This window comes from Acinetobacter sp. ANC 5414, assembly GCF_013004295.1.
Lineage (GTDB): Bacteria > Pseudomonadota > Gammaproteobacteria > Pseudomonadales > Moraxellaceae > Acinetobacter.
Genome location: NZ_JABERM010000033.1, coordinates 121,315 through 134,800 on the forward strand (window position 1 = coordinate 121,315; position 13,486 = coordinate 134,800).

At 42.1% G+C, this 13,486-nt stretch carries 11 protein-coding genes; 3 read left to right on the forward strand and 8 right to left on the reverse strand.

The genetic code is table 11. The features are described 5' to 3' along the window. Positions 1–71: 71 nt before the first annotated feature. Positions 72–1,427, reverse strand: a complete 1,356-nt coding sequence (locus HLH18_RS14905; RefSeq protein ID WP_350643624.1) for an MATE family efflux transporter — start codon at positions 1,425–1,427, stop codon at positions 72–74. 36 nt (positions 1,428–1,463) lie between these two features. Further along, a complete protein-coding gene (locus HLH18_RS14910) occupies positions 1,464–1,925 on the reverse strand; it encodes a DMT family transporter (RefSeq protein WP_171547451.1) in 462 nt (153 codons plus the stop codon). 124 nt (positions 1,926–2,049) lie between these two features. Here HLH18_RS14910 and hemW point away from each other — a divergent pair, with 124 nt between their 5' ends. Beyond that, positions 2,050–3,204, forward strand: coding sequence for a radical SAM family heme chaperone HemW (gene hemW / locus HLH18_RS14915; RefSeq protein ID WP_171547452.1), 1,155 nt, complete (start codon positions 2,050–2,052; stop codon positions 3,202–3,204). Between the two features lie 14 nt (positions 3,205–3,218). Here the strand turns inward: hemW and HLH18_RS14920 are convergent, their stop codons facing one another. The 5 genes from HLH18_RS14920 to hemF all read right to left on the reverse strand — a co-directional run bounded on the left by HLH18_RS14920 (position 3,219) and on the right by hemF (position 8,889). Continuing rightward, positions 3,219–4,178, reverse strand: a complete 960-nt coding sequence (locus HLH18_RS14920; protein ID WP_171547453.1) for a phage baseplate protein — start codon at positions 4,176–4,178, stop codon at positions 3,219–3,221. Positions 4,179–4,302: 124 nt separating this feature from the next. Continuing rightward, positions 4,303–6,126, reverse strand: a complete 1,824-nt coding sequence (locus HLH18_RS14925; protein WP_171547454.1) for an acyl-CoA dehydrogenase C-terminal domain-containing protein — start codon at positions 6,124–6,126, stop codon at positions 4,303–4,305. Between the two features lie 386 nt (positions 6,127–6,512). Beyond that, the gene (gene aroE, locus HLH18_RS14930) at positions 6,513–7,301 is read right to left on the reverse strand and encodes a shikimate dehydrogenase (protein ID WP_171547455.1); all 789 of its coding nucleotides are present in this window, start codon (positions 7,299–7,301) and stop codon (positions 6,513–6,515) included. 145 nt (positions 7,302–7,446) lie between these two features. After that, complete coding sequence (locus HLH18_RS14935) at positions 7,447–7,653, reverse strand: hypothetical protein (RefSeq protein WP_171547456.1); 207 nt, start codon at positions 7,651–7,653, stop codon at positions 7,447–7,449. 294 nt (positions 7,654–7,947) lie between these two features. Beyond that, a complete protein-coding gene (gene hemF / locus HLH18_RS14940) occupies positions 7,948–8,889 on the reverse strand; it encodes an oxygen-dependent coproporphyrinogen oxidase (RefSeq protein ID WP_171547457.1) in 942 nt (313 codons plus the stop codon). Positions 8,890–9,132: 243 nt separating this feature from the next. On the opposite strand from hemF, the gene hemN reads away from it, so the two are divergent. Next, on the forward strand, positions 9,133–10,506 hold the full coding sequence (hemN, locus tag HLH18_RS14945) for an oxygen-independent coproporphyrinogen III oxidase (RefSeq protein ID WP_171547458.1): 1,374 nt from the start codon (positions 9,133–9,135) through the stop codon (positions 10,504–10,506). Positions 10,507–10,602: 96 nt separating this feature from the next. Here hemN and ribA read toward each other — a convergent pair whose 3' ends face one another. Beyond that, positions 10,603–11,205 carry a GTP cyclohydrolase II gene (gene ribA, locus HLH18_RS14950; protein ID WP_171547459.1) on the reverse strand — a complete coding sequence of 201 codons (603 nt, stop codon included), beginning with the start codon at positions 11,203–11,205 and terminating at the stop codon, positions 10,603–10,605. A 313-nt stretch (positions 11,206–11,518) separates the two neighbouring features. On the opposite strand from ribA, the gene dxs reads away from it, so the two are divergent. Continuing rightward, complete coding sequence (dxs, locus tag HLH18_RS14955; protein ID WP_171547460.1) at positions 11,519–13,429, forward strand: 1-deoxy-D-xylulose-5-phosphate synthase; 1,911 nt, start codon at positions 11,519–11,521, stop codon at positions 13,427–13,429. The last annotated feature ends 57 nt before the right edge of the window (positions 13,430–13,486 follow it).

The window sequence follows — 13,486 nt, forward strand, 5'->3', positions numbered from 1 at the left end:
TGATTGTTTTTTATTCATGTTGCTGTTCATCTCATTCCTTTTTCATGAGAAAAGGAATGAGATCGAAATATTTAAGCCGTTTTAATCCGGTTATTCATCATAAATAATCGGGTCAATAACAGTATACAGGCAACAGTTAAACCAACAATTAAGCCAACCCAAACTCCAGCCGCTTTCATTTCGGTAAAGCGTGCCAGGTAAATTCCCACAGGGAAGGCAATCACCCAATAAGCGATCATGGTGATCCACATGGGCCCTTTGGTGTCTTGCATACCACGCAGGCAACCTGCTGCACTGACTTGCCATGCATCCATCAACTGATAGGCAATCGCAAATAACAGCAGATACATTGCCACTTGTGCTACCTCATAATCTGAAGTGTAAATCGAAACAATTTCAGGACGGAAGAACCAAATCAATACCATAGTGGCAAGGGCTAAAATCGTACCGGTCAGTAAACCCAGATACTGAACTTTACGCATCGCCAGCCAGTTTTTTTCACCATAATAGGTGCCAACACGTATGGTGAGTGCAATCGCGAGTGACATTGGAATCATGAACAATTGTGAGGTCACAGAAATGGCAATCTGGTGGGCGGCTACCAAGGTTTCACCCAAAGGACTTAAAACAATCGCGGCAGTACTGAAAATACTGACTTCAAAAAAGATGGCTAAACCAATCGGGAAACCGAGCTGTAAAATACGTTTTACCCAATAAGGATCAATTTTTTCCCATGCCGCAAAGACTTGAGTTTTACGGTAAGCCTTGCCTTTAAACACATAAGTGGCCAAAGCAATGAACATCAACCATTGCAAAATAGCCGTAGCAAAACCACAGCCGGCACTGCCCAGTTCAGGAATTGGACCCCAGCCATACATAAAAATAAAGTTCAGTGGAACCAGTGCAACCAATGCACCCAGACTAATTGCCGTGACAGGGCGTGGATAGCCAAGGGCTTCCGAGTAGCCACGTAGCGCTGCATACATGGTGACAGCCGGCATACCCAAACCGATGGCATGCAAGAACAAGCTTGCTTTAGGCAGTAAAGCTTCAGGTACGCCTAAAACAGGCAACAAGAACGGCATGATTTGTAAAATCAGTGCGGCAATGATCCCCAAAATAAAGGCCACCCAAAGTGACTGCCGTGCAATGGTGGCAATTTTTTCAGGGGTACGTGCACCGTTAGCTTCGGCAACCAGAGGTGTGGTTGCAATCATGATGCCACTGAATAACAGCATCACCGGAATCCACAAACCTACCCCGACCGCAATGGCAGCCAGATCAGTTGGGGAAAGATGCCCCGCCATAATGGTATCAATTAGTCCCAAACCAGCTTGGGCAAATTGAGTCACCAAAATTGGAATCATCAAATGGAAGAGTTGTTTTAATTCATAACGGGTCGTTGTAAGCGACGAGACATTAGACACAAAAATTACTCATCATGTGCTTAGAATAATGAGGTGTTAGCGTTGTAAAGTGAGAAGCACACCAATAAAAATCACTACGCCACCGAATAGACGTTGCCAATTGATCGCTGTTTTTTCTGTACCCAATAAACCAAAATGATCGAGGAACATTGAGGTGATGACCTGTCCAAAAACAATCAGTCCTGTGAGCGTGAGAAACCCCAGTTTGGGCGCGGTATAAATGCTGATACTAATTGCATAGACCCCTAAAAACCCACCCAGCCACATAAACCACGGCAGTTGAGCCAAAGTTGTAAGATTAGGTTTATCAACGTTTTGAAAAAACACCAACACAGCGAGTACTATTGTACCAACCAAAAAGGAGAAAAGGGCGGCTTGCAAAGGTGAATATAGAGATTCTCTTAACTGGCTATTAATCGCAGTTTGAAACGTCATGGCTATACCAATACCCATGGCTAAGGGCATCAGCAAGAGTAACTGGGCTGATATTTTCATCATATTAAGCATTTATTCTTGTTGGGTTTTTCTTAGTCTAAAACAATAACACGGAGAATTTCTCAGAGTCTTGATGCAGTCATGTTAAAATATTCATCTTCCTGTTTTGTTGTTTTGAGCTTATTCCTTGGCTGATTTAAATCCTGCACTTGTTCCATTGTCTTTATATATTCACATGCCGTGGTGTGTGCGGAAGTGTCCGTATTGTGACTTTAATTCACATGCGGTACCGGATGGAAAATTGTCTTTAGATTTAGAGCAGCAATATTTACAGGCTCTGGTTGCAGACTTTAAAACTCAGGTTGAATTTGCTCAAGGTCGCCAGATTCATAGTGTCTTTATTGGTGGGGGTACGCCATCTTTAATTTCTGCCAAAGGTTATGTATGGTTGTTCGAGCAACTGAAACATATTATTCCGTTTGAAGATGGCTGTGAAATTACTTTGGAAGCCAATCCGGGAACGGTGGAGCATGATCCCTTTGCCGGTTATTTAGAGGCTGGGATTAACCGTCTTTCCATTGGTGTGCAAAGTTTTAATACGGATCACCTGAAAAAATTAGGGCGTATTCATAGCAATGATGATGCAGTTAATGCCATTCATTTGGCCGGCAATGCCGGTTTTGAACGCATTAATGTCGATTTAATGCATGGCTTGCCTGAGCAGACTCTAGAGCAGGCGTTACTGGATTTAAAACTGGCGGTAGAAAATGGCGCAACGCATGTGTCGTGGTATCAACTGACCATTGAACCGAATACAGTATTTTTCCGTACCCAACCTGTTTTACCCGTTGAAGATGTGTTGGAAGATATTCAGGAACAGGGCGAAGCCTATTTAAAAGCTCAAGGTTTTGTGAATTATGAAGTCTCAGCTTGGCGTAAAGAAAAGCCGTCTGCACATAATTTAAATTACTGGCAATTTGGTGATTATCTGGCGATTGGCGCTGGAGCGCATGGCAAAGTTACCCAGCCGGATGGCGTGTATCGTTTCCAGAAAACCCGTTTGCCAAAAGATTATTTAGCCAAAGTTCCTGCCGAGCATCTTCAGCTTAAACGTATTGAAGATGAAGACATGCCGTTTGAATTTATGATGAATGCCTTACGTTTAAATAATGGCGTAGATGCAAAACTTTATCACGAGCGTACAGGTTTAAATTTGGAAAGTTTGGATGAACTTTTAACTTCATTACGTTCACGTAAGTTGATGGTTGAAGATCAAAACCGTTTGTCTTGTACCGAGCAGGGACATGTGTTTTTAAATTCGGTATTGGAAGAGTTTCTTTAATCAGATATGTTCTTTTATTTATTAATTTTCATTCGATAAATACGGCCTAAGAATTGTCCATTATTGCCTATGGTATATAAAATGTAGAGCTGATGGTTTTGACTATCTACCGTTAGGCCTTCTGGCTCCCAATATTGGATGGCATGATTGGATAAGGAATCAAAATGACCGAGTGTCACATGATCCATTTTTTGAATCAGTTTGCCGGTTAAGTCATAAACATAAATTCTTTTAGGGCCTTTATTTTTATTTCCGCTTAATAAATATACGTAAGTCCCATCGGTGCTCAGGCCTTGAAATGCAGATTTATCATGCGTGAAGTCCGAATCAATCGGCCATTCATCTTCATATAAAAAACGAATATCGGTTAAGCTTTTTTGGGTGATGAGATCTAATTTAAAAATACGGATGACATTCACTTTATGGTTATTGCCTCGCACCAGTAGATATTTTCCATCCGGTGTGATTGAAGGCATGGTGTTGGTGATCTTGCTGTATCGGTTATCAAATACCTGAATGACTTGGGTGTTACTGGGGGCAGCATTGGGCGTGTATTGAAATTTGAGAATATACCAACCTTTATTGGGAATGCCGGTTCCTGCAGAAGCAAAAATAAAGTCACTCTGTGGATCGACTGAAATGCCTTGATGACCAATCAGGGAGGAGGGTTTTTGTGCATCTTGAGCAGACCATAAATTTGAGTGGTGCAACTTAAATCTATTCATCACGCCTTGTTCAGGATTACCCTCGACATGCGTGGTGTACAAAAGCTCGTGCCTGTGATCAAGCGCTAATCCCTGAAGAATATGATCATTGCCCAGTCCTGTTCTGATCAGGGTAATCGGCTGGGCAGCATCACCCCAGTTGGCAGGATCAGGTGAATCAAAATTTTGCTCAAGATGATGGGCATTTAGAGGAGTCGTTGCGCTATAAGTCTGATAAAAGCGACTCAGCAACGAAAATAATTTTTTCATCTAAACGGCCACCGAATTGATTTTTTATTATTCTATTCTTTGGAGGATTGAGCTTGCATTGGGATTATTGTAGCGCATAAAAAAGAGCACCGAAGTGCTCTTTTTTTGATTCTAACTTTACAACTTAGTAGTCAAAGCTGAAGTGTTCAGGTGCTAAAGAAATCATGGTTTTCGATGGATTAACCATAGCTTCTGCATGACCTTGAGTACGAGGCAATATACGCTCGAAGTAGAAATCGGCAACTTTGATTTTTGCTTTATAGAATTCAGGAACTTCTGCACCGTCACCCGATTCCAATTTCTCAGAAGCGACAGCCGCTTGTTGCGCCCAATAGTAAGCCATCATCGCATAGCCAGAGAACATCAAGAAATCAACAGAAGCTGAAGAGACGATGTCACGGTCTTTACGTGCTGCAAGCATGATGCGTACAGTCAAAGCATTCCATTGTGCACAAATCTTGGTTAAGTCCCATGCAAAACGACGCATGTATTTGTTGCGTGCGTGGCGACCACAGAAACGCAAGATTTCAGCAGTATAGTCACGAACCACTTTACCTTTAGAAGAAAGCAGAACTTTACGACCAATCAGGTCAAGTGCCTGAACACCGGTTGTACCTTCATATAAGGTAGCAATACGGGCATCACGTGCAATTTGTTCCATACCATGTTCTTTAATATAACCATGACCACCGAACACCTGCATGCCGTGGTTCGCCGCTTCAAGACCCAATTCAGTCAAGAAACCTTTCAAGATTGGCGTGTAGAAACCAAGTTTGTCATCATATTCTTCAAACTTGGCTTGGTCGCCTTGGGTCAGAGCATCGGTCATTTTGTCAGCAAGCTGTGCAGCATGATAAATCATGGCACGACCACCTTCAGCAATGGCTTTTTGCGTCAGCAGCATACGGCGCACGTCAGCATGGTGAATGATTGCATCTGCCACTTGTTCAGGGTCTTTCTTGCCTGATAGCGCACGCATAGACATGCGCTCTTTGGCATATGGCAATGCACCCTGGAAAGACAATTCTGCATGGGCAATACCTTGCACAGCTGTACCAATTCGTGCAGTGTTCATAAAGGTAAACATGGCATGCAAACCTTTGTGCGGTTCACCAATCAGGTAGCCGGTCGCAGCATCAAAATTTAAAACAGCGGTTGCTGAAGCCCGAATCCCCATTTTGTGTTCAATTGAACCACAGGTCACAGGGTTACGTTCACCTACGCTACCGTCTACAGTCGGGGTAAATTTAGGCACGATAAATAAAGAGATACCTTTGGTTCCTGTTGGCGCATCAGGAAGACGGGCAAGGACAATATGGACAATATTTTCAGTCAGGTCATGTTCACCTGCAGAGATGAAAATTTTGGTTCCAGTAATTTTATAGGTGCCATCCGCTTGCGGTTCAGCTTTGGTTTTGACTTGTCCCAAGTCTGTACCACATTGTGGTTCAGTCAAGCACATGGTGCCCGACCAGGTTCCCGCAGTTAAATGCGGCATATAGATATTTTTTTGTTCTTCAGTTCCGAACTGCATGATGGTATTCATACAGCCCATGCTCAAACCTGGATACATGGTGAATGACCAGTTCGCTGTACCCATCATTTCAGATTTGATCAGGTTAAGTGACATCGGTAAGCCTTGACCACCAAACTCTTCAGGATAAGACAGACCTTGCCAGCCACCTTGTACGAATTGGTCATAGGCTTCTTTAAAGCCTTTTGGTGTTTTAACTTCGCCGTTTTCAAAATGACAGCCTTCTTCATCACCCGACTGGTTTAAAGGAGAGAGTACGTTTTCACAAAAATCTGCTGCCCCTTCAAGAATCATGTCTACAGTGTCAGGATCGGCAGCTTCGCCATTTGATAAAGTTTTGTAATGTTCTGGGTAATCAAAAACTTCATTCATTAAAAAGCGAATGTCGTGTAAAGGAGCTTTATAAGTTGGCATAATGTTAATCCTAATTTAGAAATAGTTTTGGATTATCCGAATCGATAGTTTGATTATTCACATTGTTCATCAAAATACATTGATGGTGTAGCCTTGTAAAAATGTCAGAAAGGCGAATTATAAATAGATGAATTTAGCTCTTAATGTAACTGATTATATTGTTTGCTTCACATTTTTAATGTGCTTGATGCAAACAAATATTGTAAATAATAATTAAATTATAGTGTTAGTACCTGTCTTAAGTTTTGGATAGGTGAATGTTTTAATCATTTTCATCCGCTTTAATGAATGAAGCATGAGGTCATAAAAGCCAGTTTAAATTTTTTATGTGCAATAGTGGAAAGAAGCAAGATTTTACTTCTTTCCACTCACTTTATTTCAAACTGTTAAAGAAAATCTTTCAGGGCTGGCTTTACACCATTCCAGATGGAGAAAGATTCAATCGCTTGACCCACCAACATGCCATAACCTTCTGAAGTTGGAATACCACGAGCTTTGGCTTGATCTAAAAAGCTCGACGGTTTGCCATACGCCATTTCATAGGCATGTTTAAACTGTAAAGATTCAGGTAAAACCAGAGCATCGCCACTTAGGCTGGCAGAGGTCGCATTAATGACCAGATCAAACTCACCCGCCAAATCATCTAAAGAGATTGCAGCCAGTGTTGCTTGTGGAACTGCATCTTTTAAATCGGCAACAAGTTGTTCAGCACGGGCAAGGGTACGATTGGCAATCACGATTTTTTTCACGCCAGCCTGAACCAAAGGGTAGACCACACCGCGTGTTGCCCCACCAGCACCAATAATTAAAAGATCGGTATTGTCCAGATTCCAATCCAGGGCTTTAATCGCATCTACCAAGCCTTGACCATCGGTGTTATCACCATGCAGCTTGCCATCTTGCATCCACAAGGTATTTACCGCTTTGGCAATTTTGGCACGTTCCGTCAGGACTTGGCACTGTGCAAACGCTTGTTCCTTAAAAGGCACGGTTACGTTCATGCCGATGCCACCCTCGGCAAAGAACGCCTGGATACTGGCTTCAAAACCATCAAGAGGAGCAAGACGTTTGCTGTAATTCAGGTCAATCCCTGTTTTTTTGGCAAAAGCATGATGAAGTTCTGGCGAACGTGACTGTTCGATTGGATGCCCAACCACCGCGAATTGTTTGCTCATTTCACAAGGTCCATGTGCGGAAATGGCATTCAATATACGTGATTTTTAAACCAGGCTAAAGGCAGAGGCAGGGAAAAATGAAAAGTTAAGCAGGTATAAAAGTAATTGAGTTAGGTTCAGAGAATTAAAGCGGATTGAAATAATATTAAGGATTACAGATTTCATGAACCATATCTTCTAACCACATTGCTGCGGTAAAAAACAAGGCAAACCCTGCAAAGACAGTAAATGTAATCGATAAACGATCAGAAAGGTTATTGTCTGATGAGAATGTGATGGCGATGGAACATAGGATTAGGGTGAAAATGGACCAAAATAGAATCACCTTGTGATTTAAAATTTTATCTAACATTGTAGGCTTCCTAAAGCACGATTTTTTTAATTGATATGTGCTTTTTAAATATGTGTGAATAGTAAATTGATTTTCTCAGTCTAAACGATTTTATAAAATCTACAGAGTCTAGTGCTGTAAGGAAATATGTCGGTAGAATTATTATAAGTAAAATATGATGAATTTTTGATGACATGAAAATATTGATTTAAATTTTTTTATTGTTCTAAGCATCTAATTTTATGTACAAAGAAAATAATAAATATAAAAAATCCCTTCATCCAAAATGGAAAAAGGGATTAAATATATTTTTAACTATTGAAGTTCAGTCAACCAATCCTGTGGTTTTAAATAATAGTCAGTTAAGCGTTTTTCAGGAGAATTTTCTTCCCATTCCGGACGATACGACCAAGCGGCAAGCGGCGGCATACTGACTAAAATCGATTCAATCCGACCACCGGTTTGTAGGCCAAACAAGGTGCCACGGTCATAAACCAAATTATATTCCACATAACGACCACGACGGTAGAGTTGGAAATCACGTTGCGCTTTGCTATAAGGTTGATTCTGATGGCGCTGGAAAATCGGCAAGATCGCTTCCAAATAACCATTACCGACTGCTTGAATGTATTTAAAGCAGGTTTCAAAATCCCACTGATTTAAATCATCAAAGAACAATCCACCCACGCCACGTTGTTCATCGCGATGTTTTAAATAGAAGTAGTCATCACACCACTTTTTGTGTTCCGCATAAACCGTTTCACCAAATGGCGCGCAAAGATCATGGGCTTTCTGGTGCCAGGTCAACACGTCTTGATCATTTGGATAGAAGGGGGTTAAGTCAAAACCACCCCCAAACCACCACACTGGATCCTGTCCTTCAGGCTCGGCAACAAACAAACGCACGTTGGCATGTGAGGTTGGAACATTAGGGTTCTTTGGATGAATGACCAACGACACGCCCATAGCCTGTGCTTTTGCACCGGCAATTTGTGGATGACGTTCAGTTGCAGAGGCCGGTAATTTTGAAATGTTGATGTGAGAAAACATCACCCCACCTTTTTCAATCACGGTTCCATTTTGTAAAACACGTGAACGGCCGCCACCACCTTCCGGGCGTTCCCAATCATCAATCTCAAAATGAGCAGTGCCACCACTCTCTAATTCTCGTTGTTCTAGACCTGCACAAATACGTGCCTGTAAATCGAGGAGAAATTCGCGAACGCGTTGAATATCAGCGGAATTAGGATGCTGCATCAGAACCCTCATGGGGAAAGATAGAGAATGCATACATCAAAACATAAAATCATAAAAAAATTAAGGGATTTTTACCAATTGATCTGATTGGGAAAAGCCGTGATGCTTTTTTAAAATGGAAAATAAATTCAAGATATTCCGACTAAAAGGCTGGGTTGAATTCATTGATCAAGCTCAGCACAATAAGGAAAAGCAGACTGTGCATCTTAGGTCAGCGTGGTTAATTAAAATGGGGCAATCTTGATGTCAAAGCCGGCAAGTTCTTTAATCCAAAAATATAATGTTCCGGGGCCGCGCTATACCAGTTATCCGACGGTGCCCTATTGGCAAGAGGACTTGTTTTCTTTACAGCTTTGGAAAGAAACACTAAAACGATCTTTTGATGAATCCAATCAAAGTGAGGGGATTAGTCTTTATATCCATCTGCCATTTTGTGAAAGTTTATGCACCTTCTGCGGCTGTCATAAACGGGTCACCAAACGCCATGAGGTGGAACAGCCTTATATACAGGCAGTGTTGAAAGAGTGGCACTTGTATTGCGAACTTCTTGAAGATAAGCCAGTCATTAAAGAGATTCATTTGGGTGGGGGAACGCCGACCTTCTTTTCAGTAGAACACTTACAACAACTGATTCAAGGCATTTTGTCTAAAGCCGAAATTGCACCCCAGCACGAATTTAGCTTTGAAGGACATCCCAACAATACGACCAAAGAGCATTTACAAGCCCTGTATGATTTGGGCTTTCGTCGGGTCAGTTACGGAGTGCAGGATTATAATGAAAACGTGCAAAAAGCCATTCATCGCATTCAGCCTTTTGAGCATGTAGAACGGGTTACACAATGGGCGAGAGAGATTGGCTATGAGTCAATTTCGCATGATCTGGTGTTTGGTTTGCCGTTCCAGAATCTGGAAGATGTGCTAAATACCATCGACCAGACCAACCGTTTAATGCCAGATCGCTTGGCCTTTTATAGCTATGCACATGTGCCTTGGATTAAAGGCAATGGTCAGCGTGGTTTTAAAGATGCTGATGTACCCAAAGATGAGTTGAAGCGCCAATGCTATGAGGAGGGTAAAAATAAATTACTCGCACAGGGCTATCATGAAATTGGCATGGATCATTTTGCCTTGGAAAAAGATGGGATGTATCAGTCTTTTCAAGAAGGGACTTTACATCGCAACTTTATGGGCTATACCGCATCTAAAACGCAGGTGATGATTGGCTTGGGCATTTCATCGATTAGCGACAGTTGGTACAGCTTTGCCCAGAATGAAAAGAAACTGGAAGACTATTACACACGTTTGGAAAATAATGAAATTCCTGTGTATCGAGGCCATGTGCTCAACACAGAAGATTTAATGATTCGTAAACATATCCTGAACTTGATGTGTACGTTTACAACGTCATGGCTAGATGCCGAGATGCAATTTCCTGAAATTGATGAAGTGTTGATGCAACTTGAAGAAATGCAGCAGGATGAACTGATTAAAATTGAGAACCGGTCGGTCACGATTTTAGAAAAAGGGAAGCCCTTTGTACGCAATATCTGTATGGCGTTTGATTTGCACTTAAAGCGTAAAAAGCCTGAAAACCGGATTTTCTCGATGACGATTTAATGTTATTTAATCCCTCCAACCTCCCTTTAAAAAAGTGAGGCTTTTTCCCCTCTTTTTCAAAGAAGGGTGAGGGGAGATTTATAAAATAAGTAGGATTTAAAAATCGCCTTTCTTATACATATGCGCCATGCGTTCATGTTTGGTTTTTAGATATTCTGCATTGAACGGATTTAAGCCCACGGTGAGGGGAACACGATCTATCACATCAATACCCAGTTCTTCTAGTGCTGCAATTTTTGAAGGATTATTGGTCACCAGTTTAACTTGTTTGACCTTTAAATGATCCAGCATGATGGTGCACATGTCATAACGTCGCGCATCTGCAGGTAAATTCAACATCAGATTGGCATCCACGGTATCATGTCCCTGATCTTGCAGGGCATAGGCGCGAATTTTATTGGTTAGTCCAATACCACGACCTTCCTGGCGCAAGTATAAAATCACGCCTTGACCGACTTCATTAATGAGTTTCATGGTGGCCTGGAGTTGTGGTCCGCAATCACATTTCAGTGAGGCAAAGGCATCACCGGTTAAACATTCAGAGTGAATCCGAACCAGTACCGGATCGGTCGGTGGAATTTCGAGTCCTTTAGAAAGTGCGACATGTTCTTCACCGGTTTGAGGATCTTGAAATACAGTGATTTTAAATTCACCAAAAGCGGTTGGTAATCTTGAAGTTGCGACAAATTCTATAGGCACTGCTTAACCCGTCAAATAGTTCATTAATTGGCTAAAGTATAGCGTAATGCTTGGACATTGGTAGAATTGCTATGATGAAATTATGCAGAAGATTTTCTTTTTTGTATAAAGCGAACGATAATGGTTGATAAATAGTAAGATTATTCAGGATAATCTCGCTCATGAACAAACACCCAGTGTAGAGATCTGCCTCTAAACTGCATCGCTAGAAATGTGGCTGATTTAAAGGTGATACAATTCGACACTTGCTTGTGCTCGAATAACCCATTTACCTAGCTTAGGATTTGCCAGGCTTTAGAAGGCTTTGCCATTTATGTTGTATACAGAAATACCGACTCATCGCCCTGTAACACCGTTGCTGGATGCAATTGATCATCCCCAACAATTACGATTGCTCGAGCGCAGCCAATTAGAAAAAGTGGCGGATGAGTTACGTCAGTACATTTTGTATGCAGCAGGACAAAGTGGCGGGCATTTTGGTGCCAATCTGGGTGTGATTGAACTGACGGTGGCTTTGCACTATTGTTTTAATACCCCGCATGACCGTCTTATTTGGGATGTGGGTCATCAGGCTTATCCGCATAAAGCCTTGACTGGTCGCCGTGAGCAATTGACCACCATTCGTGCCAAAGATGGCTTGGCAGCTTTCCCATCCCGTGAAGAATCAGTTTTTGATACTTTTGGTGTAGGCCATTCATCAACAGCAATTTCAGCTGGACTGGGTATGGCACTGGCACGTCGTTATCAAAAAGACCCATGTGAAGTGGTTTCGATTATCGGTGATGGTGCAATGACCGCAGGGATGGCTTTTGAAGCCATGAACGATGCGGTGGCACACAATGCTGATTTAATCGTGGTGCTGAATGACAATGACATGTCTATTTCATGCAGTACCGGTGGTTTTGCCAAACACCTGGCTGCCATTTGGGAACGTGGTCATTCGGTGAATGTGTCCGATGAGGGTGATGCTTATATTCAGCCGCATCCTGCATGGACCTATAATGCTCGTTTACATAGTGCAGCAACAGATGCCGCAGACAATTTATTTAAAGCCATTGGTTTTGACTACTTCGGTCCTTTCGATGGTCATGATATCAATCAACTGGTACAAGTTTTTGAGGCACTGAAAAAACGTAAAGGTCCGCGTTTAATTCATGTCTATACCAAAAAAGGCAAGGGCTTTGCACCTGCTGAAGCAGATCAGATTAAATATCATGCGATCAGCAAAATAAATTCAACGCCTGCAGTAAATACAGCCCCTAAATATTCGGATGTATTTGGACAATGGCTGTGTGACGAAGCTGCACAAGATGATCGCTTACTCGCGATTACACCGGCAATGTGTGAAGGCTCAGGTATGGTGCAGTTCGCCAAGCAATTTCCTGAACGCTTTTTCGATGTCGCAATTGCTGAACAACATGCCGTGACTTTGGCTGCAGGTATGGCTTGCGAAGGCTTAAAACCGGTGGTTGCCATTTATTCGACCTTCTTGCAACGTGGTTATGATCAACTGGTGCATGATGTCGCTTTACAGAATTTAGATGTGACCTTTGGCATCGACCGTGCCGGTTTGGTCGGTGAAGATGGCCCAACTCATGCCGGTGCTTATGACTATGCCTTTATGCGTACCGTACCGAATATGGTGATTATGGCGCCTAAAGATGAAAATGAATGTCGTCAGATGTTGCATACAGCTTATCAATACAATGGTCCTGCAGCGGTACGTTATCCGCGTGGAAATGGTATCGGTGTTGAAATTCAACAACAATTGACTGCTTTAGAGATTGGTAAAGCAGAAATTGTGGCCAGTTTTAATGAACAGCAAGATGAACAGATTAGTATTCTGGCATTTGGTAGTCGTGTAACGGTTGCGATTGAAGCTGCACAAGCAGTGGCACAAATACATGATGTGGGCGTTCGTGTCGTCAACATGCGCTTTGTGAAACCGTTAGATGAGCAGATGATTGCAGCACTTGCCAGCACCACCAGTTTATTTGTGACGGTTGAAGAACATGCAGTGATGGCAGGTGCGGGGAGTGCGGTCAATGAATATCTGGCTCAAGCACAAATTGTTAAACCGACTTTAAATTTAGGCTTAGCTGATATTTTCATGCACCAAGCATCACATGCACAAATGTTGCAACAGGCTGGACTGGATGCCAAAGGCATTGAAAAATCAATTGAATTGGCTTGGCTAAAGCTTGTGCAAACCGTTTCATCATGATGAATTAAATTTTAGAAACATTTTTCCCCTAAAAGCCCTCATATTTGCTAAAATGTG